Origin of the sequence: Paracoccus sp. (in: a-proteobacteria) (assembly GCF_030538695.1) — a bacterium.
Classification (GTDB): Bacteria; Pseudomonadota; Alphaproteobacteria; order Rhodobacterales; family Rhodobacteraceae; genus Paracoccus.
In genome coordinates this window covers 16,382-37,177 of the sequence record NZ_JAUNTN010000001.1, presented here as the reverse complement: position 1 = coordinate 37,177, position 20,796 = coordinate 16,382, and the positions used below count along the sequence as shown (strand labels likewise).

Sequence of the window (20,796 nt, the reverse complement as noted above, 5' to 3'; positions counted from 1 at the left end):
TAATGGATGAAGGTGCGAGACATGAGCCAAGACCCCCCAGTTCAGATGTCCTTCGATGTCCCCAGGGATGCGCGTTATTTTGAGGACTACGTCCCCGGAAGTTGTTTCCAGTTTGGCGGAGTGGAGGTTCACGAAAACGAAATTATCGAATTTGCCGCCCAGTTTGATCCGCAGCCAATCCACATGGATCGGGACGCCGCAGAGAGCGGCCCATTTCGTGGGATCATTGCCAGTGGCTGGCACACGATTGGCCTGATGATGAGGCTCTTTGTGGAACACTACCTGACCACCGTTGCAAGTATGGCGTCTCCGGGCGTGGATGAAGTGCGGTGGTCTGTGCCAGTCCGTCCGGGCGATCAGCTCCAGGTGAGGATCACGATCACAGAAGCCCGACCGTCAAGAACGAAGGCGGACAGGGGGCTGGTGCATTCTTTTGTGGAGGCGGTGAACCAGCGCGACGAGGTGGTTGCCAGCTTCAAGGCGATGAACATCATCGGGAAGAGACCTTCAGCATCCAGGCAATAGACGGGATTGCTCAGATCAACCGCCCGACAAGGGGCTGTTGATCAGGGGGCTTTCAACGCCGTTCCTCTTGCGCAGCACCGCGACGAAACCCGGGATTTTCTGCGCGGAGCTTTGCTCATGGACGATCTCACTGACTTCGCAGATCTCGAAACCGCAGGTTTTGGATAAGTCGGCCAGGTAGGCGCTGCCATGCGCAAAACATCCCGCTTTTGCGAGTTCCCGATAGCTCGATGCACCAAAGGCTGTTGGGTCGGAACCGTCATATGAATACGTGGTGAAAGCGAATGTTCCTTCCCGCCGAAGGGCCAGCCACACTGCTTCGAGGACGGCGTTCAGGTCTCCGAAATGGATGAGTGCCGCCGCCGAGACGATCAGGTCAAAGCGGTCTGGATGCCGGGTCAGGAAAGAAAGCAGATCATCCTCGTGCAGGACGTCATAGATGCCCTTCGCGCGGGCGCCCTCAAGCATGTCCGGTGAGACGTCGACACCCGCCATGTGCTGGGTCATCGCGCGGACCCCGGCGCCGGAGAGACCTGTGCCACATCCAGCATCGAGGGCCGAGAGGAAGGGCGGGGAAGCGTGGCGGAGAACGGCATCCAGGACGTGACGATGCGCGAAATAGCCTGGGACCAGATCCCAATTCTTCGCCTTTCGTCGGTAGAGGTCGCGCAGAAAGGCAGGGGATGCGCTAGCTGGAACTGCCCCCTTGCCAATGAATGCAAGAAGCAGTTCAGCGCCTTGCTCGTCTCCGGGGGCGAGGCGCAGGTAGCGACGCAATGACAGCGCTGCCGCATCAAGATCGTTCAGGGCGATTAAAGTGTCTGCCAAAGCGAAATGCGCCCGCGCATCTTCAGGACTGGCAGCGGTGGCTTCGGCGAGAAGGTTGGCTGCAGTAGCGAAATCCGCCAGATCCATTGAGGTGACAGCCAAATTGTACATCGCTTCCGCATATCCGGGCCGTGTTTCGATGGCCTTCCTGAAGGCTGCAATTGCGTCTTCAGGCCGCTGCCCCTTGCGCAGAGCTATGCCGAGATTGTTGTAAGCTTCCGGCGAGGGTACCGGCGCATGTACGCAGGCGGCCTCGAGGGCCTCGATCGCCGCAGTGATGCTACCATGAGCGAGCCGTGCGACCCCGAGCAGCTGAAGCAGGTCCGGGTCGTTAGGGTAATCCATGAGAGTACGCACGCTGACGGTTTCCGCCGCTGAGTAGCGTCCTGCGGCATAGGCGCTCAGAGCTTCTGCGGTACGGCAACGCTTGATACTATCCATCGCGCGAGGACCCTTTGGTGGGTATGGTATCTTGTTGGCCCGACATGGCGTCCTGACCTATGGCGTGTTGCGCTGACAGCCAGTCGGACGTGCCCCGGCGGTGCCGTCCGGCGCAGATATGTGCGGCAGTTATGAGCCGCCGGAGCGCCGGATTGCCGTTCGCTCGATTCCAGATTGCATTGAAGGCCACGCTGTTTTTGGGCTCGTTCACCGGTAGATAGGAAAGTTCCCGATCATCTGGTCGCTGCCAGGAAGAGACGGCGACCGTAATGCCCTGGTTCAGGGCGACCAGATCCAGAAGCATCTCCTGCGTCGCATCGATCCTATCGACTTTGAAGCCGCAATCATCTTCGGCCGCCAGAACGCCGCGAATGAAGGCTTCGACCTCGGGACCTGGCGCGGCGACGGTTACTAGGACCCGTTCGCGCCGCATCGAGGACCAACTGACAGCGGGCATGCCAGACAGTGCATGGTACTTCGAGGTGACAACGAAAACTTCTTCCTGCCACAGCTGTGCGTAATCGCAGTTCGACGGGATCTCGCAATCGGTCACGAAGGCGATGTCCAAAGAGCCCGCCGCGACGAGCCTGACATGCTCTCTCGTTGCGCCGTCGACTGCGCTGAGCAGAACCCGGGGATGGGCGGTCGCGTATCGCCTGAGAAGGTCCTTGAGGAATCCGGTGCCCAGCGAGGTCTGAATTCCGATCGTCAGACTTCCAGTTTTTCCGCGACCAGCAAGCCTGGCATGTCGCTGCGCACGTTCGAGCAGTTCGATCGCCGATTTGGCTTCGCGAAGGAAAGCCTGGCCGGCCTCAGTGAGTTCGACGCCGCTATGGCGCCTGTCCAGAAGTATCGCGCCGAGCTCATCCTCGATGGCGCGGACGGTGCGGCTTAGCGTCGATTGTTGTACATCCAGAGCTTCAGCGGCGGCGCGCAGGCTCCGAAACTCGGCGATAGCGATCAATTGGTGTAGTTGACGCAGTTCAATCATGAAGCCACCTCCGAACCTGCAGCCGAAACCTGCGTTCGGAAGCGGGGGGCTGGCTGCTTGCTTGCTTCAGCGCCTTCTCATGCAACGCCTGATCATCATGAAAAACCTCTCGCATCATGCGTAGTGAGAATGTCTCACCTGGCGTTGAATTTCCGTCCGAGAGGAGTAGCGACCTTACCGGCTGGCGGCGTTTTTCATCCCCAGGAGAACCGCTGCCAGGATCATGCAGCTGCCTCCGATCCGGTCCAGCCAACGACGGGCCGAACCCTTCAGTCGTTGGGAGAGCCAATGCGCGCCAGCCCCGTATCCGGTCAGGAACGCTCCGTCGATTGCGATATAGGTGGCCGACAGAACCAGAAACTGCGGCCAGAACGGCAGCTCCGGATCAATGAACTGGGGAAACAGCGCTGCGAAGAAGACCACGGCCTTGGGGTTGGCCGCCGAAGTCACGAAGCCTTGCAGCCAAAGGGTCTGCAGGGACGCCCGTCGAGAAGCGGAGTGCGATATGGGCTTCATGGATCGCCGAATTGTACGCAGGCCGATCCACAGGAGATAGAGGGCGCCGGCCCATTTTACGACGCTCAGGGCATCGGCGGAGGTAGCGATGACGGTCGCTAGCCCCAGGCCGGCGGCGAGCATCTGAATCAGGTTGGCTGTCAAATCTCCCGCAGCGGTGAACCAGGCCCGCGGCAAGCCATTGATGGCGCTGTTTGACAGCATCAGCATCTGGCTCGGGCCAGGCGTACTCATCAGGGCGAGCACGGTTGCGACGTAGATGAGCCAGATATCGATTGGCATGGTTTGCTCCAGTATCGCGCGTGGTGTTGTCAGCCGAGTAGCGCCTTTCCAAGCGGTTTTACGGGTTCCGAGCGCAGCACCAGAGAGGTCGTCACCGCGCCGAACCGGGCGATGGTGTCGACGATGGTCTCAAGTTGGCCGGGCGTCGGGACGAGGACTTTGAGCAGGAAGCAGTCTTCGCCGGTCAAGCGGTGGACCTCGATGACATGCGGCATCTCGGCAAAGGCCTTCAAGGCTGGCTTGATGTGCTCATGCGTGGTTTTCAGTCGAATGATGGCCATCATCCCGAGACCGAGCGCGGCGGCGTCCAGACGCGCTGTATAGCCTGCGAGTATTCCGCGATCCTCAAGGCGCTTCACGCGCTCCGATGTTGCCGGCTGCGAAAGCCCGACACGTCGGCCGACCTCCGATAGCGGGGTGCGGGCGTTTTCCTGAAGCGCTTCGAGGATTGCGATGTCAAGGCGGTCGAGCTCACTGGTCGGCATGTTCCATCACGGATTCCGTTAATTCATCGGGAGTTTGCCGCAAACGCCGATGAATTGCCATTCCCGTTATGCGTTCGGCAAGGGACACTCCAGAAAGGTAAACATCAGGAGATAAGCATGGGGCGTCGTTTCGTTATGGTGCCGGGCATCGGGGGATCCGGCCCTGAGCATTGGCAGAGCCATTGGGAAACTCTCTATCCGAACACCCTCCGGATAGAGCCAAATTCCTGGGATGAGCCCGACCTCGCGGACTGGTTCGCCGCCCTGGACCGGGCGGTCGCCGCGGCACCTTATCCGCCGGTGCTGGTATGCCATTCGCTCGGGTGCCTGCTCTTTGCCCATTGGCGTGCGGCGTCGTCCCGGGCGATCGCTGCGGCATTTCTTGTTGCCGTGCCGGACCCGAGCGGGTCGGCTTTCCCGGCGCAGGCAAAGGCATTCGGAGCGTTACCTGCAACGGGGTTTGGTGAGCGGCCGGTGTTGGCCGTCGCAAGTGAGAACGATCCCTATGATCCGACGGCGAGTGGGATAGCCTGGGCTGCCAGGCAAGGCGCCTGGCCGCGCCGTCTTGGCCCAAGGGGCCATTTGAATGAGGCGTCGAACCTCGGCGCCTGGCCAGAAGGCCAAGAGCTTCTGGCAGATTTCCTGGACGAGATCGGAGAGTAGCCATGGACGTTGCAACTGCATTGCTGAGCTTTTCCATTGCTGCGGCTTTGCTGACGATCACACCGGGGCTCGATACAGCCCTCGTTCTGCGGACGGCGGCGGTCGAGGGGCCGCGCCGGGCGATGCTGGCGGGGGCAGGGGTGGTGACCGGGGTGCTGGCATGGGGATTGATTGCGGCTTTGGGGCTCGGTGCTGTGCTGGCCGTGTCGGAACTGGCTTACCGTTGCCTTCAGCTTGCCGGCGCGGCCTACCTGATCTGGCTGGGTATCGGGATGTTGCGGGGGGCGTTCCGTGCGCGAGAGCCGGGTCTGCCGAGGGTCATGGCGCCTTCCGCACCGAATTGGTTCCTGCGTGGGGTGATGACCAACCTTCTTAACCCCAAGGTCGGTGTCTTCTATATCAGCTTCCTGCCGCAGTTTCTGCCCTTGGGCGTTCCGGTGGTGCCGTTCAGCGTTCTGCTCGCGGGGATACACGCGTCGATGGGGCTGATCTTCTTTGCAGCGCTGACTGCCGCAACAGTGCCGTTTCAGAATGCCCTGAACGGCCCCCGCCTGCCTCGCCTCCTCGACGCGGTTACCGGCAGTGTCTTGATCGGGTTCGCCCTGCGACTGCTGACGGACCGGCGCGTGGGATGACCTCAGATCTCCATCCGACGCTGCAACTGACCGGGCGTGATCCCATGGGCGGCATGAAAAGCGGCCACGAAGCCGCTCGCGGTGGCGTAGCCGGCGGCATGGGCTGCATGCTGCACGCTTTTGCCGGCCATCAAAGGGGCAATGGCGCGTGCCAATCGAAGGTCTCGCATCCAGGTGGCCCAGTTTTGCCCGGTGTCGCGACGGACGAGCCGTTGCAGGCTGCGCCGCGACAGCGCCAGTGCCGCGGCCCAGTGGTCGAGCGAATGGTCGACCCCATCGAGATGTGCCAGCGCGATACGACGCAGGCGCGGGTCGGCAGGCAGGGGCAGTGTGGGCGCAGGGGCGGGGCGCGCAAGCCGGTCCCACAGCACGGCCGTCAGCCGGGCGAAGGCGGGCTCTTGCCGGTCGGCGCGGCTGGACCCTGCGAGGGTGCGGAGAAGTTCGGCCTCCAGTGCCTCGAGAGGGAAAGGCGTGGGGTCCTTGGGCAGCGGTGCCCCGGCGGGCCGGGTGTAGAGGCTGACCGATTTCCGCGCGCCCTCGGCCCGGATGCGGTGGCGGTGCGTCGGTGGAAGCCAGATCGCCATGCCGGGAGAGAGAAGATGCAGCTTGCGTCCTGTCTCGACCGTCACCGGCCGGTCCGGGCACCAGGCGAGCTGCCCGCGCCAATGCGCATGCGCCTCGGGCATGGTGCCGGGTGTGAAGCTCGTGATCCTGCCGATCACCGGACTTCCATCCTCGGCAAATCCTCCGATCTCATCGCGCTGCATGTTGGCACCTCCGGGGTATCATCTGGCACCGGTCCGACACAATTTTCCAGCGCTTCCGTCAGGATCGCGCGGAGGCGGAGCGGAGGACCGTATGGATATAACGACAATGGCGCTGCTCGCCGGCGCGGGGCTGCTTGGTGGGCTGTGCAATGCGATCGCGGGCGGAGGCACGTTTTTTACCTTCCCGGCGCTGCTGGCCGTGGGGCTGCCGCCGGTGACGGCGGGCGCGACCAGTGCAGTGGCGATTTGGCCCGGCCATGCAGCCAGCCTGATTGGCGAAGGCGCAGTGCTGCGGCAGGAACTGATGGCGCGGCCCGGGCGCGTCGCGGTGTTTGCGCTGGCGTCGGCGGCGGGGGCCGGGCTGTTGCTGCTGTCGGGAGATGCGCTGTTCCGGCAGTTGGTCCCCTGGCTGCTGCTCTTCGCGACGCTGCTGTTTGCGGCAGGGCCCATCCTCAACCGCTGGCTTGCCCGCCGCGGGCTGTCGATCGGGCCAGCCAGCGCCGCGTGCGCCGAGGGGATCGTCGCCCTTTATGGTGGCTACTTTGGGGCAGGGCTGGGGGTGCTGCTGCTGGCGCTGCTGACCGTGACGGGGGACGACGATCTGAAGCGGCTGAACGTGGTCAAGAATGCTCTGGCAACGCTCGCGACCAGTATCGCCGTCCTGATCTTCGCCTTTGGCGGCGCGGTCGCCTGGGGGCCGGCTGCCCTGGTCTTTCTGGGGGCGACGGCAGGGGGTGTCATCGGTGGCCGGCTGGCGCGCCGGGTGAAGCCGCAATTCCTGCGCGCCGCGATCGTCTGCCTCGGCCTGTTGCTGGTCTGGCACTACGCGTGAGCCCGGGTCGAGGCGCGGAACGCCTCGCGCAGGGCCGTGGTGATGCGCCCGACAGGCCAGGTGCTGTGCTTGCCGGGGCGGTCCAGCGAGACCACGGGGCGAAGCTCGACCGACGTGCCCGTGACGAAGACCTCGTCCGCTGCATCCAGATCGTCGAGGCTGACGGTTCCTTCATGAACCGACAGGCCAAGGCCACGCGCAAGGTCGAAGACATGGCGCTTGGTCAGGCTGTCAAGAAAGCATGTGGGAAGGGGAGACAGAAGCCTGCCGTTCCGGACGAGGACGATGTTCGTGACCGTCGTTTCGGCGACATGGCCTGCCATATCCAGCATGAGCGCATCGTCATGTCCGCTACGGGCGGCTGCGGCCCGCGACAAGGTTCCGGTCATGTAGAGCCCCGAGCATTTCGAGGCGGTCGGCGCCGTATCGGGCGCGGGGCGCCGCCAATCCGACAGAACCAGGCGCAATCCGCCGGTCCCGTCCCCAAGGGCGGTCTCCACTGGCCAGTCCCAGGCCGCGATTGCGGTATGGATCCGGCAACCATGCGCCGATACGGTGACGCTTTCGCTGCCGCGCCAGGCGATCGGTCGAACATAGGCGTCCTTCAGTCCGCCAGCCCAAAGCACGGCCTCGGCGGCGGCCTGAAGATCATCGACCAGCCATGGGAGCGTGTAGCCGAGAAGTTCGGCCGAGCGCTGCAGGCGCCGGAAATGCTCCTTACCCAGAAACAGGCGACCGTCATAGGCGCGGATCCCTTCGAAGACCGCACCGCCGTTGTGCAGAGAGTGCGTCAGAACATGCAGCGTCGCCTCACCGGACGGCAGAAGCGTCCCGTCGAACCAGACGGGGCTCGTCGTATCGACGAGCGGGACCTTCACGGCTTCGGTCAGCATTCGGGATCTCCCAGTTCGCGGATGGTGGGACGATCTTCAGGCTCAGGAGCCGGGCAGGCGAGTGAGCAGTTTTCAGGCGCTGATGAGAAAGCGTCGTTCGCGTGGTGCCGGTTATCGGCGATAGTCGGTTTGTGAGGATCTATGGATAAACAAGTACCCTTTCGGCTGAATGTGCCCCTGAACGCCCTGCGAGCCTTCGAGGCCGCGGCGCGCCATCTCTCTATCAAGGAGGCGGCGCTGGAACTTGGCGTCACGCCATCGGCCGTCAGCCACCAGTTGCGCGGGCTTGAGGATGCGCTCGGCCTGACATTGATGCGACGGGTCGGCCCGGCGCTCGAACTGACAGAGGCCGGAGCAAGACTCGCGCCCGATCTGAGCGAGGGGTTTTCCCGGATCATCGAAGCGGTCGGCGGCCTCAGACAGGATCGCAACGCGGGCCCCTTGCGGCTGTCGATGCTGCCGACGTTCGCGGCCCATTGGTTCTCGCCCCGGCTGACGCGCTACCCGTTCGAGCGCAACGGTTTCGATCTGCTGATATCCACGACGCAGGAGGCTGTGGATCTGTCTGCGGGAGTGGCCGATGCGGCGGTGCGGCATGGGCAGGGCCAATGGGATGGGTTGCAGGCGGACCTGCTGTTCGAAGAAACCGTGAGCCTGTTCGGTGCGCCGCCCCTGAGCAAGGATGACCCCGACGAAATGCGGGCGCAGATATCGGGCATGACCTTGTTTCTCTCGCAGTATCGGAAAGAGAACTACGCGCGATGGAACGCGACGTTGCCGGGCGGGCCGATCCGGCCTGCTGCGGTGATGATGGTCGATTCCGCCGGACTCGCACTGCGCGCGGCCATGGACGGGGCAGGAGTGGCGCTGGCAGGCGTGGAGATCGCCGCCTTCGACGTCGGAGCCGGGCGGTTGAAACAGCTCTTTTCACATTGGGCTCATACGGGCGGAGGCTACTTCCTCGTCTATCCCGAGGCGCTGGCCAGGGACCGTCGCGTGCGCAACCTGAGCCGCTGGATGATCGAGGCCTCGGCCGGGGAAAGGACCCTCGCGCAAAGGCAACTGGAGCCGGGAGCAGATTGAATGAATCGTATTGAAGCGGCTGCGGTCGAAATCCGGCGACTTGAGGAGAACGACCGAGTGGCATGGGAAGACCTCTGGCAAGAGAACCTGGACCATTTCGCGGCGCCGGATCGTGCCCGAGCGGACGTGCCCGTCATCTGGCAACGCCTCATGGATCAAGCCGCGCCGCTTCTCGGCTGGCTGGTTCTCCGACAGGGGCGGGCCGCCGGGCTGGCGCATGTGGTCCTTCGTCAGCACAGCTTCAGCACGGCCCAGATCGCGATCCTGGAAGATCTCTGGATCGCACCTTTCGCGCGGCGTCGCGGGCTGGCGGAACGGCTTGTCGAGCGACTGGTTCGGGAGGGGCGCGCGCAGGGCTGGCGCCGCATCGAATGGGAAACCGGCGATGAGAACCTCATTGCGCAGCGGCTCTATGACCGGATTGCCACGCTCGATCCGGTGAAACGCTACCGGATCGACCTAGATTGAGCGGCGTTGGCTCAGCTCGATCCGAAAACTGTCCCAGGGCGCGGGATCGGCGATCGACAGATACAACCGTTTCGCCGTCAGATTGTCCTGCGGCACCAGCCAGCGCAGATGGGTCCAGCCGCGTGCGGTACCGATCTCGGTTAACTGGCCAATCAGAGCGCGGGCAAGGCCGCTTCCCCGAGCCTCTGGCATGACGAAGAGGTCGTCGAGCTGACCGGCACGGCTTCCTGAGATGATCTCGGGTAAGTCGAAGGCCAGCGCAAAGCCGGCAAGCGCGCCGCCATGATCTGCCCCGAGAAGCAGCAGATCCGGCTCGCTGATGGCCCGCTCGATCAGGGGTGTGGCCTGTTCCGGCGTCATTGCCTCTCCCGGTCCGCTCATGGCTCTGCGATAGGCCGTCATCAGATCGGCAAGGCGCGGAGCGTCCGCAGCGGACAGGCGGCGGATCGTCGGTACGTTCACCATCCGCCGGTCCTGACCCACTCTGCCATCATCTCCATGCGGTCCCAGCCCCAGAAAGGCTCTTCATCGACGATGAAGAAGGGAGATCCGAAGACACCCCGTGCCACCGCATCTTCGCCGATCCTCCGGACCTTTTCTTTCAGGGCAGGGTCGGCGATGCCGGCCAGAAGGGCTCCGGGCTTAAGACCGAACTCCGGGGCGAGCCGCGAGACGGCTTCGGGTGAGGCGGTGTCGAGACTGTCGTTGAAATACAAGGTGAAGACCCTCTTCGCGAAGGCAGCAGCAAGTTCAGGGTGCTGTGTTTCAATCCAGTAGAAGGCGCGCGTCGCCGCCAGGGCGACATGGGGATGGCCGGCGGGCAGTTGGAAGGTCAGGCCCTGGTGCCGAGCGATCCGCGCCCAGTCGCGCCGCGCATAGTCGCGTTTCAGCGGCGTCGACGACAGTCCGCGTGCCCCTGTCACCTTGTAAGCGGTGCCCAGCATGTAGGGTCGCCAGAGCACGGTCCGACCCAGGTCTACCGCGATGGCCTCAATCCGCTGCGCAGCGAAGAAGGCATAGCCGGACGAGAAGTCGAACCAGAACTCGACGGGGCTCATGGCTCTTCGCCTTCCCAGTAATCGACCGCATCCGCCGTCCTGAAGGAGCTGGCAACCCGACGCTTTGCCTTGTCACCTCCGGGCGCGGCGCCCGCGAAGACTGTCAGCTTGCCGCTGTCGGGATAGGTCATCACATCAGGCTCGCGCATGGTGCTGACCGCGATATATCGCAGGGGTTCAGTGCCGGTTGCGATCAACTGATGGGCCGTTTCGGCGCCGCCCGCGGGGCAGACCGCCACCATGCCGGCTGCGACCGGGTAACGGTCGGGGCCGAACCGCAGCTCGCCGGAGCCCGAGAGAATGACAAACATCTCGTCATTGGCGTGATGAGCATGGAAGGGCCAGGCCGCTTTGCCGGGCGGAACCTCCACCAGCCGCGCCCCCAGATGCGTCGCACCGAGTGGGGCGGCGATGGAGGCCATGGCGGCATGAAAGCGGGTGCCATAGCTCTGTGGCGACAGGTCCAGATCGTCGAGCGTGACGACGGGGCTGCGTGGCATGCGATCCTGGGTCATTTCGGTGCCCTCCTGCGAGAAGAGAGCGCCAATCCGACCGGTCTCGCAACTGAATTGGCTTCAGGTGAGCCGTAGCAAAGCTCATTTGGCGTGATTTCCCTTTCAAAGGAAGCTGTTCTCGTATTGTCGGACCTGAGACGAATGTGGACACCAATGCTTTATCGCTGGAGACCTGAAGCTCCGCCATCGCGGCCGAACCCTGAAAGGCCCGCCTCGACGATGCCCGCCGAACGCTTCGAGGTGGCGGCTGAAGACGGGTATCCAATCAGGGGTGGGATCTGGCACGCAGACACCGGCCCTGTCGTCGTGCTTCATGCCGCGACGGCGGTTCAGGCGCGCTATTACGCACGGTTCGCATCCTGGTTGTCCGGGCAGGGGGCGACGGTCCTGACCTTCGACTATCGCGGGATTGGTGAGTCCCGCTCCACGCCGGTGAAGGATTTGCAGGCGGGATGGGTCGATTGGGGCGTCCTCGATGCTGAGGCGGTGCTTGCCTATGCTGGCAGGCGCTGGCCGGATCGTGCGCTCTGCGCCGTGGGCCATTCAATTGGCGGCTTCGCTCTGGGGTTGGCGCGTACCTCGGATCGGCTTGACCGGATCGTGACGGTTGGCGCGCAATTCGCCTACTGGCGCGATTACGATCCCCGCCAGCGGCGCGCGATGTATCTGAAATGGCATCTCTTCATGCCAGCCGTGACGCGGCTCTTCGGCTATTTTCCCGGGGCGCGGCTTGGATGGCTCGAGGATGTGCCGCGCGGCGTGGTGCGCGACTGGAGCCGGATGGGGCCGCGGTTCGAGGCAAGTGTTTGCTCCGCTTTGGACCCAGCAGACCTTGCAGCGCGTCATGGCGCCACCCGGGCGCGGCTCCTGGCCATCGGGTTGACAGATGACCCGTTCTGCACCGAAGCTGCGGGGCAACGATTGCTCGACTACTATTCCGGGGCGGATCGAACCCATCTGCGGATCGCGCCCTCGGATATCGCGGTGCCGGAGATCGGGCATTTCGCGTTCTTCCACGCCCGTTTCGAACAGACGCTCTGGCCGCTTGCCGCCGCATGGTTGCTTTCCGGTCGACTGCCCAAGGATGTTCCGGGGCGGATCGTCTTTCCGACAGGCTGAATGCAGGTTTCTTTCCACTAGGATCAACATGAACGACCGACTTTTCGTCATTACCGGCGGGCCGGGATCGGGCAAGACGACGCTTCTGTCCGCACTGGCGCGGCATGGTCTCGCAACGATGCCCGAAGCCGGGCGCGCGATCATTCAGGATCAGACCCGGATTGGCGGGACAGGGTGGCACGGTCAGGACCGGCAGCTTTTTGCAGAGCTCATGCTCGGCTGGGAGATGCGCTCTTGGCACGAGGCGCAGGGGACCGACGGTCCGGTGGTCTTCGATCGCGGCATTCCCGATGTGATCGGTTATCTTCAGCTCTATGAGGGAGAGGCGCCCGCACATGTTCACGCGGCGGCCGAGTTCTACCGGTATCGCCCGACGGTGTTTCTTGCGCCGCCCTGGCCCGAGATCTTCGGTCAGGATGCGCAGCGCGGGCAGGATTTCGACGAGGCGGTTGCGACTGCAGAGGCAATGGAGCAGGCCTATGCCATGGCCGGATATGACCTGCTGCCGCTGCCTTTGGCCACGGTCGAGGCGCGGGTCGATTTTGTTCTGGAGGTTTTGGATCAGTCCATCTGATCAGGACGCGTCACCCAGATCCAGTTCGCCCCGCAGGACGATACAAGCGGCCCCGCCTATGTTGATCCGCAGCCCTTCTGCTGTCGTTTCCCAGCCCGCGTGAACCAGCCCGCGCCGACCCATCTCGACCCCTTGCTCCGACAGGTAACCACCCCGAGGCACCGCGTCGCGATGCGTGGCGATCCACGCAGCGATGGCACCATTGCCAGACCCACAAACAGGATCCTCGGCCACGCCCTCACCCGGAGCAAAGGTGCGTACACGCAAGCGCGGCGTGGCCCCGGACCCGCTGTCGGCAAAGACCGTGAGCCCTGCCGCGCCGAGCCCATGGCAGATCCGCTCGATCCGGCCGAGGTCGGGTCGCAGGCCGGCCAGTGCCTGGACGTCGTGCAGCTCAAGCAACAGCCATGGAACCCCCGTTGAGACGATCTGATGCGGGCTGTCTGCGAGCACGTCGAGCGGAAGGCAGATCGCCTCGGCAAGTTCAGCTTTGGCGACCGGCACATCGCGGAATTGGGGCGTTGCCTGCGTCATCGTGTAAAGGTCGTCTTCGACGCGGATCGGAACCAGTCCGATGCCGCATTCCTGCGTCAGGCTTTGGGGCGTTCTGCTTTGCTCGCCGCAAAACGCATGGGCGGCGGCGAGGGTCGGATGACCGGCGAAGGGCAATTCGCGCACCGGGGTAAAAATGCGGGCGCGATAGTCCGCGTCACCGGTCGGGCGAAGCAGGAACACGGTCTCGGAGAGGTTCATCTCGCGCGCGATGCGTTGCATGATCTCGGTGGACAAGTCGTCGGCGTCGAAGACCACTGCCGCCGGATTGCCCAGCAAGGGTCGGTCCGAAAAGGCATCGATCTGAAGCATGCGTTTCTTCATGGTCGTTAAGTCCTTGCTTTCAGCGCCCGTAGCGCGCTTTCAGTGTCACACTGCCGAGGCTGTGCGCGTGGATCATGTAGCCGGCGAGGGCGGGCATGGCGCTGGCGTCCAACCCCAGGCTCGGCACGTCGATGGCATAGACGGTGAACTCGTAGCGATGCGGGACTGCGCCCTCAGGCGGGCAGGGGCCGCCATAGCCGGGCTGCCCGAAATCCGTCAGGGACTCGACCAGAGGGGCGGGCAGGTAGCCGGAGGCGCCCGCGAGCATCGCTCGTGTGTGCGCCGGAATATCCAGAACGATCCAGTGCCACCAACCGCTGCCGGTCGGGGCGTCCGGGTCGTAGACCGTAATCGCGAAGCTCTGCGTTCCTGCGGGCGGGTCATTCCAGACCAGGTGCGGGGATTGGTTGAGCCCCTCGCACCCCATGGTCGAATTCACCAATTCCATGCGGATCGTTTCACCCTCCCGCAGGTCGCGGCTGTCCAGATCGAACGCGTGAGCGACAACGGGAGTGGCGGCGAGCGCCATTGAGAACAGAGCAGTACGGCTTAGGTTCATCATCATGAATGTCTCTCCTCGACTTCCATGATTTGACGGTATTCCAATGTGTTAGATGCGGCGATTGAGAAGCTTTCAGGGGCCCGGTAGAAATGATCACCGAACCTTGTCCAGACCCAGGGCGCGACCTTGATGCAGAGCCATCCACGCCAGAGCGATGGCTTGCAGACCGGCGATCAGCACGATGAACGTCACATGGGCGGACGAAATGCTCCACCCAAGCCGAACCAAAGCCTCGATGCCTGCGCCGATGCCGCCCTGCATCAAGAAACCGGTGAGGACAGCGCCGAGATTGAGCATGGCGATAGCGCGGCCGGACACTGCGTCGGGTAGCAGCCGGACCAGAAGCGCGTAGGCAAGGATGGGACCCGCGGTGAACAGCCCGTAGCCAGCCCAGAGGATGGTCTGCAGGGACGCGCCAGCACCGGCAACCGCAAACTGGCACAGCACAAAGCCAAGCGTCAGGGCGAACGTCAGGCGGAACAGGTGCCGGTCGGTGCGGGCGATCCGATCGGCAAGCAGACCGAAGCCGAATTGCCCCACGATGACGGCAAGGGAGAGTGCCATCAGAATGCCCGCTGCCGCAGTCGACGGGAGGGCAATCGCGTCGCGCAGCCAGATCCCGGCCCAGAGCCCCTGATAGGCGACCCAGGCTCCCTGACAGAGGGCCGAAGCCGGTGCGATGGCGAGAAAGGCGGGGTGCGTGAGGACACCACGCAGTCCCTCCACAGCCGGTTCCGCGATCGCGGGTGCGGCCCGTTCCCTCGTCTGGGGCGGAACCACCGTGGCGATGATCAATGCAATGGTAGCAGTGACGCCGGCGAGACCCAGAAAAATTTCGCGCCAGCCGATTTGGCGTAGCAGCCATTCGGTCGGGCTGGTGGCCGCCAGGGAGCCAAGGCCGGCCGCTGCAATCGTGATGGCGTTTACCAGGGGCAGGCGCTCCCTCGGCCACCACAGGGTGTTCGCCTTGTAGGCGCCGGTCCAGCAAGCGGAAAGTCCGAGGCCGATCATGAAACGCGTCAGGACGAGCATGTGGGCTGTTTGTGCCCCGGCGAAGAGCGCGGATGCGACGACAGCCAGGAGGAGCGTAACCACCAGCACGCGTTTCGGCCCGAACTTGTCCAGGGCCTGGCCGACGAACAGCTGCGAGCCGGCCAGTGCGCCAAGGAAGGCGGAGGTCATTATGCCCATGGTCGCAGGCTCAAGCTGAAACTCGGCCGTGAGACGAGGCTCCAGAACAGCGTTCGCATTTCGAAAGAGTTCGGAGAGCAGGTAGGCGAAGGTGAATGGCAGAGAGACGAAGACAATGCGGCGCAACGGGGACAATTGGGCTGAGTCAGTCATGCGCGTGGCCGGACCAGATGCAGCAGTCGTCCCTCAGGGAGTACACCCGCCCAAGGTCGTTGGTTTGCTCGGCACGATCCTGAATGGAGCCCGTTTCGCCAGATCGGTGAGGATAAGAGACGAAGGACAGAAATGTCAGCAGGATGGCCGTGACCCAAAGAAGTGCAAGTCGTTGAAGACCCGACAGGCCGGGAGTCGGTGTCTCGCCAGAGGCGGCGCCCAAGGATCTTCTGAGATCATTGATGTTCATGGCTTCTGGCATCCGCTCTTTGTCTCAAGTGCTAGCCGGGAGCCGCCTCCACGCCGATTGAGAAGGTCTCAACCGAGCGGGAGATTTTGTCCGGGGCGGGCTAGAGCCAATACATCGGATGGTGTGCTACATCCGCCGGGATGGCCGCATGGTCTTCGACCGGATACCGGTCGCCGGCCGTATCAGGGGCGGACACGAGCAGGATGCGCAGATCTTCGAGCCCGTTGTTCTGCACCAAATGTCCCAGGCCCGGGGAGATTTCCAGGGCCTCTCCCGCCTTGGCCAAGAGGATACGGCCCGGAACCCTGATCGTCAGTTCCCCGGCAAGGACATAGAAGATCTGGCGGGAGACCCGATGATAATGTGGTGCTTCGGCACCGCCGGGCGGCAGGCGCTCTTCGCGCAGTGAAAGTTCGGGGCGATCGACCAGTCTCCAGCCATCACAGCCGTTACCCCAGGGGTAATGGTTCGCGGCTGTCGCGCGCAGGGGGCCTGTCATTCCTCGGACCCGTAATAGGCTTCGCCCAGAAACTGGACGCCGTCGCGAAACCGCATGTGTTCGCAGGCATGCCTGACCCGACCGCCGGCTCGCGACACATAGAAAACCGTCACGGATTGCGACTCTTCGTCTACGGCGGTTCCGCTCAGTTCGAAATGCAGATCGGGCACGCGTGCCAGGGCGTCGGTCCAGTACTGCCGCAGAGCGTCCTTCCCAATGATCCGGGCGTCACCCGCCACCTGCTTGGCGAGAGGGCTGATGAAGACGGAGTCTTCGGCGAATGGCGCGAGAACCGTCTCCACGTCATGCGCGTTCCAGGCGGCGATCCAATGCCTGGCATGGGTTTCAAGGTCAGTGCGGGAAAGTCTTGTCATTATTCCGGTCTCCTTCTCCGTCCGCTTTAGCGGTCGGAGCTGACTGTCGTGCCGCAGCATGGCTGCTCGCAATTGAGGAATCTTCCGGTGGTCCTGAGGATTTCGCGGCGGCGATCAAAGGGAGGAATTCTCAATATCCGCTGAGGGATCCGAAATTCATGGTTCTGGGTACGGGGTGCATTCTCTGGGGGAAGACACCGGAGGTGACCATGAACCCGCGATGCACGGCAAATTCAACGCAAGAGCACGACAAAGATGGTCTCGCATCACGCCTGGCTCGGCTGCCGCGCCGGTTTCGGGCCTTTTATCGCTTGAGCGACGCGGCGTTGGAAGATCTGGGATTGGATCGTCAAGATCTGCCGATCTTCAATCCTGTTCAGGCCATTCGCCGAGAAGACCTGTTCTAGCGCGAAGCGGGCAGGTCTGGCGTGTCATGCAAGCAGATCAGGGTTTGCATCCCCGTGGCGACATGTTTACGGCGTTTTCCATCAACGCCCCATACATCGAGCTGGCAGATTGTCAGTGTGCGACCGTTCTTGATCACGCGGCCAACAGCCTCGAGATAATTTCCTTGCGCCGGACTGATCAGGTTCAGTTTGAACTCGACCGTCAGGACTGAACTGCCTTTGGGGAAGAGGGTGAACCCAGCGTAACCGCCTGCGCTGTCGGCGATGGCCGATGTCCCGCCGGCATGGAAGTAGCCATGCTGTTGCGTGAGTTCTGGACGGAACGGCAGTCGCAGCGTGACAAGCCCCGCGCGCACATCCGCCATTTCGGCCCCGAGATGCGCCATGAGCCCCTGTCGTGCAAAGCTTTCTCGTGCTCGGATGATGATTTCCTCGGAAATTGGATCGCCGACCTGCATAGCTATTCCTCCACATCTTCGCCGGGGAAGTATGCATAAGGCATAGGTCTCGGCGCGTGAGGAATTCTCAGTCTCAACTGAATGAACGGCGCCGGAGCATAGCATTGTGCTGCCCTCGACTGCCTAAGATTCGCGATTCAGGGCCTGCAAAAGTTCCATTGCCGTCACTGCTAGAGGCTCTGGCACGAAGGGCGGACAGCGGACCTTCACTGCATGTGCGGCACCACCCGTACAAGGGCATGGAAGCGGACCCGAGGCTCCTTGACGATAGGATCGTCGGCTCTCCCGAGTCCCTGCAACACAGTTGCAGGGACAGCTCAGACACAGTCGCTGTTGCACCTCATGACATGTCATACTGTCGCCGCCCGCGCGCCGCGCTGGACATCCTCGGACCTGTCGGCTTCTGACTTTACACAACCCCTCATTGCGTGATTTCATTGTCAGAAGATGGCTTTATCACAGGATTTTAAGATTGAGTGAGGCTCTTCAGAAACTTTTCGAACATGGCGCACAGTGGTTAAGGGCAGATTTTCACCTGCACACTCGAGCAGATAAGGAATTTCGCTATGATGGCGACGATGACCGTTTCGTCGCCAGCTATGTAGAGGCGCTTGAAGCTGCCGGAATACGCCTTGCTGTCATCACCAACCACAACAAATTTGACCTTGACGAATTTAAGGCACTGCGCAAAAGGGCGCGCAAATCCGGCATCGGTGTGCTCCCTGGCGTGGAGCTGTCCGTCAAGGACGGCGCAAACGGTGTTCACACACTTGTGGTATTTTCCGAAGCTTGGTTGGCCGAGGGGCAGGATTACATCAACCAGTTTCTTGGCGTTGCATTCGCTGGCAAGGTCCCCGCGCAATACGAGCAGGAAAACGGACGCAGCAACGACGACCTAATCGAGACGCTGAAGACGCTGGAAGCATACAACCGCGACTTTTTCATTATATTCGCACACGTTGAGGCTAATAGTGGATTGTGGAAAGAGTTAAGCGGGGGCCGAATGGGCGAGCTTGCCGCTGAGCCGCTCATTCAAAAATATGCTCTGGGCTTCCAGAAGGTTCGCACCCATGACAAACCGGATAGCGTTTGCCGCACGAAAGTCAAGGGCTGGTGGGGCGATCAATATCCGGCCGAAGTAGAAGGCTCTGATGCAAAAGAAATAACCGAGATCGGCAAAGGCAGAACGGTCTATCTGAAGTTGGGCGATGTTGGCTTCGATGCCGTAAAGTTTGCCTTGACCGATCATACTTTCCGCGTTGCGTCGGAATTTCCGTCCTTAGGGCATTCCCATGTCAACGCTGTTCGCTTTGAAGGCGGGTTGCTGGATGGCTGTCGCGTTACTTTCTCCCCGCATCTGAACTGCCTGATCGGCATCCAGGGCAGCGGAAAATCCTCTATCCTGGAAAGCGTGCGTTATGCCCTGGATATCCCCTTTGGCGACAAAGCGCAGGACAAGGAATACAAGGACAAACTCCTGCCCCATGTTCTGAAAAGCGGCGGCAAGGTGATTGTTGAAGCGACCGATCGGCATGGCGGTCGCTTTGAGGTGAGACGCATTTGGGGGCACTCTCCAGATGTCTATGTCGATGGCGTGCTGCGCCCGGGAGTCTCTATTAGGGAAACGATTATCGCCAAGCCACTTTACTTCGGGCAGAAGGACCTCGCCGCTGCTGGGAAAGGCTTCGGGCACGATCTTGTCGAAAAGCTCATGGGTGATAGCCTTAAGGGCGTGCGGAAAAAGATCGAGGAGCGCGCAGACGAACTTAAAACGGCGATAGAGAACTTCCATTCCGCGCGAAGCGATGCAGAGGACAAGCAGGCGCTAGAAGATGAACTTGAGAATGTCAAATTCAACTTGGAGCAATTTGACAAGCACGGCGTCAAGGACAAGCTTGAAAAGAAACTGATTTATAACGAGGACTTGACCTACTGTCAGGGCATTCACGAGGCAGCTGAGGCTTGGCGCAAGACGATTGATGATGCGGCAAACCAGGCCGAAGAAGATTTCAAACTGATCGAAGTTCATTCCTCCGATCAGAATGCAGATTTCTTCACGCGCTATGCGGCCAAGGTGGAGGAACTAAAAGGCACGGTTGCGACAGCCAAGGCCCTTGCTGCCACGATCAAGACTAATTCCACCGAATTAGATGAACTGCGCCAGGAGCTTGAAGGCGTGCGAGACGGCCTGAAGGAAGAGTTTGCCGAGACCGAACGGGAGCTGGTCAAGGCGTTGCAGGAACAGGGCGTTACCTCGATCCAGCCAAATGCCTATATCAACTTCACTCAGCGCAAGCAGGAGCTTGAAACTGGAATCGCCGAGCTTGCCAAGCGGACGGGCAAGGAAAGAACAAGACTTGAGGCCGTTCTGACGGCCATGAACTTGCTGAATAATGCATGGCACGATGAGTTCAAACTCATCGCGGCGGCGCTTGAAATCATTAATGAATCGCAAGGATCACTGAGAGTAGAGGCGGCGTTCAAGGGAGACCGCAACGCTTTTAAAGTCCACATTGACGGATTGCTTCGAGGAAATAATCTCCGCAAGGAATATTACAATGACCTTTCCGAGGCTTATTCTGATTTTGGCGAGGTTTTCAAGGACCTCGAAAAGGCTTGTGCTCACGCAAAGGGGAAGAGCCAGGACTTCAGAAGTCTCTTCATAGAAAATCTCTACTCACTCATCGCCTATCAGGTGCCCAACAGCTATTCAGTGACGTATCACGGCAAGGCACTCTTGTCTCATTCTCTGGGCCAGCGCGCCTCGGCGATGATGCTCTTCCTGCTTAGCCAGAAAGAGAATGATCTTCTGCTCATCGACCAGCCAGAAGATGATCTTGATAGCCAGACCGTTTACGAAGAGGTGGTCAAACTGCTTCGTCGGCTCAAGCCGAACCAGCAATTCATCTTCGCGACGCACAACGCGAATTTCCCGGTACTTGGAGATGCCGAAACCATTACTACATGCCGATTCCGAAATGATGCAATCTCAATATCAGTCGGAAATATTGACGATAAGTCCTGCCAGGCCAACGTCATCTCCATTATGGAGGGCGGCCCGGAGGCATTTGAGCGCCGTAAGACGATCTATCAGATTTGGAAATCCCGCCGCGTTTGAATGCGTTAAAGAAGCCGAAGCGTTTCACGCCCTACCTCCCAACGACATTCTCCCTTGGTCTTGTTATGAGCCGCCATGGATGATCGGTTCGGGGACGCTGCAATGCCGCGACAACCAAATCGGAGAATGTCAGCGAAGGGCTGACCAATTTCGCGAGGGCAAGCCTTTGACTGGCATCACGCTACTGAAGATCGGTCAAGAATTTTGACCCTACTAAGACCGAAATCTTGAAG

Annotated in this window: 25 protein-coding genes; 10 read left to right on the top strand and 15 right to left on the bottom strand. The window is 61.6% G+C overall.

Annotated elements, in window-relative coordinates:
- Positions 1-21: 21 nt before the first annotated feature.
- On the top strand, positions 22-525 hold the full coding sequence (locus tag Q4G24_RS00205; protein WP_303364480.1) for a MaoC family dehydratase: 504 nt from the start codon (positions 22-24) through the stop codon (positions 523-525).
- Positions 526-540: 15 nt separating this feature from the next.
- On the opposite strand, the gene Q4G24_RS00200 is transcribed toward Q4G24_RS00205, so the two are convergent.
- From Q4G24_RS00200 to Q4G24_RS00185, 4 genes are all read right to left on the bottom strand, one after another.
- Positions 541-1,794, bottom strand: coding sequence for a tetratricopeptide repeat protein (locus Q4G24_RS00200; protein ID WP_303364479.1), 1,254 nt, complete (start codon positions 1,792-1,794; stop codon positions 541-543).
- Positions 1,787-2,785 carry a LysR family transcriptional regulator gene (locus Q4G24_RS00195; RefSeq protein WP_303364478.1) on the bottom strand — a complete coding sequence of 333 codons (999 nt, stop codon included), beginning with the start codon at positions 2,783-2,785 and terminating at the stop codon, positions 1,787-1,789. Before Q4G24_RS00195 ends, Q4G24_RS00200 begins: the two co-directional genes overlap by 8 nt.
- Positions 2,786-2,959: 174 nt before the next feature.
- On the bottom strand, positions 2,960-3,583 hold the full coding sequence (locus tag Q4G24_RS00190) for a LysE family translocator (RefSeq protein ID WP_303364477.1): 624 nt from the start codon (positions 3,581-3,583) through the stop codon (positions 2,960-2,962).
- A gap of 29 nt (positions 3,584-3,612) precedes the next feature.
- Entirely contained in the window at positions 3,613-4,068 is a 456-nt protein-coding gene (locus Q4G24_RS00185) for an Lrp/AsnC family transcriptional regulator (RefSeq protein ID WP_076624994.1), read from the bottom strand.
- A gap of 117 nt (positions 4,069-4,185) precedes the next feature.
- On the opposite strand from Q4G24_RS00185, the gene Q4G24_RS00180 reads away from it, so the two are divergent.
- Entirely contained in the window at positions 4,186-4,731 is a 546-nt protein-coding gene (locus tag Q4G24_RS00180) for an alpha/beta hydrolase (protein ID WP_303364476.1), read from the top strand.
- A gap of 2 nt (positions 4,732-4,733) precedes the next feature.
- The gene (locus Q4G24_RS00175; protein WP_303364475.1) at positions 4,734-5,366 is read left to right on the top strand and encodes a LysE family translocator; all 633 of its coding nucleotides are present in this window, start codon (positions 4,734-4,736) and stop codon (positions 5,364-5,366) included.
- 2 nt (positions 5,367-5,368) lie between these two features.
- Here the strand turns inward: Q4G24_RS00175 and Q4G24_RS00170 are convergent, their stop codons facing one another.
- Complete coding sequence (locus tag Q4G24_RS00170; RefSeq protein ID WP_303364474.1) at positions 5,369-6,133, bottom strand: helix-turn-helix transcriptional regulator; 765 nt, start codon at positions 6,131-6,133, stop codon at positions 5,369-5,371.
- A 106-nt stretch (positions 6,134-6,239) separates the two neighbouring features.
- On the opposite strand from Q4G24_RS00170, the gene Q4G24_RS00165 reads away from it, so the two are divergent.
- Complete coding sequence (locus Q4G24_RS00165) at positions 6,240-6,965, top strand: sulfite exporter TauE/SafE family protein (RefSeq protein ID WP_303364473.1); 726 nt, start codon at positions 6,240-6,242, stop codon at positions 6,963-6,965.
- Here Q4G24_RS00165 and Q4G24_RS00160 read toward each other — a convergent pair.
- Positions 6,956-7,858, bottom strand: a complete 903-nt coding sequence (locus Q4G24_RS00160) for an aminotransferase class IV (RefSeq protein WP_303364472.1) — start codon at positions 7,856-7,858, stop codon at positions 6,956-6,958. The genes Q4G24_RS00165 and Q4G24_RS00160 overlap by 10 nt on opposite strands.
- A 141-nt stretch (positions 7,859-7,999) precedes the next feature.
- On the opposite strand from Q4G24_RS00160, the gene Q4G24_RS00155 reads away from it, so the two are divergent.
- Both Q4G24_RS00155 and Q4G24_RS00150 read left to right on the top strand, forming a co-directional pair.
- The gene (locus tag Q4G24_RS00155; RefSeq protein ID WP_303364471.1) at positions 8,000-8,941 is read left to right on the top strand and encodes a LysR substrate-binding domain-containing protein; all 942 of its coding nucleotides are present in this window, start codon (positions 8,000-8,002) and stop codon (positions 8,939-8,941) included.
- Positions 8,942-9,409: a GNAT family N-acetyltransferase gene (locus Q4G24_RS00150; RefSeq protein ID WP_303364470.1), complete on the top strand. Its 468-nt coding sequence runs from the start codon at positions 8,942-8,944 to the stop codon at positions 9,407-9,409.
- On the opposite strand, the gene Q4G24_RS00145 is transcribed toward Q4G24_RS00150, so the two are convergent.
- From Q4G24_RS00145 to Q4G24_RS00135, 3 genes are read right to left on the bottom strand one after another with little or no spacing between them, the layout of a single operon-like run.
- Entirely contained in the window at positions 9,401-9,874 is a 474-nt protein-coding gene (locus Q4G24_RS00145; RefSeq protein WP_303364469.1) for a GNAT family N-acetyltransferase, read from the bottom strand. The genes Q4G24_RS00150 and Q4G24_RS00145 overlap by 9 nt on opposite strands.
- A complete protein-coding gene (locus Q4G24_RS00140) occupies positions 9,868-10,467 on the bottom strand; it encodes a 2-hydroxychromene-2-carboxylate isomerase (RefSeq protein ID WP_303364468.1) in 600 nt (199 codons plus the stop codon). The genes Q4G24_RS00145 and Q4G24_RS00140 overlap by 7 nt, the downstream gene beginning before the upstream one ends.
- Entirely contained in the window at positions 10,464-10,982 is a 519-nt protein-coding gene (locus Q4G24_RS00135) for a cupin domain-containing protein (RefSeq protein ID WP_303364467.1), read from the bottom strand. The genes Q4G24_RS00140 and Q4G24_RS00135 overlap by 4 nt, the downstream gene beginning before the upstream one ends.
- A 141-nt stretch (positions 10,983-11,123) precedes the next feature.
- Between Q4G24_RS00135 and Q4G24_RS00130 the strand changes: the two genes are divergently transcribed.
- The gene (locus tag Q4G24_RS00130; RefSeq protein ID WP_368660914.1) at positions 11,124-12,101 is read left to right on the top strand and encodes an alpha/beta fold hydrolase; all 978 of its coding nucleotides are present in this window, start codon (positions 11,124-11,126) and stop codon (positions 12,099-12,101) included.
- 28 nt (positions 12,102-12,129) lie between these two features.
- Positions 12,130-12,675, top strand: a complete 546-nt coding sequence (locus Q4G24_RS00125) for an AAA family ATPase (protein WP_303364465.1) — start codon at positions 12,130-12,132, stop codon at positions 12,673-12,675.
- Here the strand turns inward: Q4G24_RS00125 and Q4G24_RS00120 are convergent, their stop codons facing one another.
- From Q4G24_RS00120 to Q4G24_RS00100, 5 genes are all read right to left on the bottom strand, one after another.
- Positions 12,676-13,551, bottom strand: coding sequence for a PhzF family phenazine biosynthesis protein (locus Q4G24_RS00120; protein ID WP_303364464.1), 876 nt, complete (start codon positions 13,549-13,551; stop codon positions 12,676-12,678).
- Between the two features lie 19 nt (positions 13,552-13,570).
- A complete protein-coding gene (locus Q4G24_RS00115; protein ID WP_303364463.1) occupies positions 13,571-14,116 on the bottom strand; it encodes a YbhB/YbcL family Raf kinase inhibitor-like protein in 546 nt (181 codons plus the stop codon).
- A gap of 90 nt (positions 14,117-14,206) precedes the next feature.
- On the bottom strand, positions 14,207-15,457 hold the full coding sequence (locus tag Q4G24_RS00110) for an MFS transporter (RefSeq protein ID WP_303364462.1): 1,251 nt from the start codon (positions 15,455-15,457) through the stop codon (positions 14,207-14,209).
- A gap of 350 nt (positions 15,458-15,807) precedes the next feature.
- Positions 15,808-16,206, bottom strand: coding sequence for a cupin domain-containing protein (locus Q4G24_RS00105; protein WP_303364461.1), 399 nt, complete (start codon positions 16,204-16,206; stop codon positions 15,808-15,810).
- Complete coding sequence (locus Q4G24_RS00100; RefSeq protein ID WP_303364460.1) at positions 16,203-16,580, bottom strand: nuclear transport factor 2 family protein; 378 nt, start codon at positions 16,578-16,580, stop codon at positions 16,203-16,205. Before Q4G24_RS00100 ends, Q4G24_RS00105 begins: the two co-directional genes overlap by 4 nt.
- Before the next feature lie 209 nt (positions 16,581-16,789).
- Between Q4G24_RS00100 and Q4G24_RS00095 the strand changes: the two genes are divergently transcribed.
- The gene (locus Q4G24_RS00095; RefSeq protein WP_303364459.1) at positions 16,790-16,987 is read left to right on the top strand and encodes a hypothetical protein; all 198 of its coding nucleotides are present in this window, start codon (positions 16,790-16,792) and stop codon (positions 16,985-16,987) included.
- Here the strand turns inward: Q4G24_RS00095 and Q4G24_RS00090 are convergent.
- Positions 16,984-17,445, bottom strand: a complete 462-nt coding sequence (locus Q4G24_RS00090; protein ID WP_303364458.1) for a PaaI family thioesterase — start codon at positions 17,443-17,445, stop codon at positions 16,984-16,986. The genes Q4G24_RS00095 and Q4G24_RS00090 overlap by 4 nt on opposite strands.
- A gap of 472 nt (positions 17,446-17,917) precedes the next feature.
- Between Q4G24_RS00090 and Q4G24_RS00085 the strand changes: the two genes are divergently transcribed.
- Entirely contained in the window at positions 17,918-20,563 is a 2,646-nt protein-coding gene (locus tag Q4G24_RS00085) for a TrlF family AAA-like ATPase (protein ID WP_303364457.1), read from the top strand.
- Positions 20,564-20,796 lie beyond the last annotated feature (233 nt).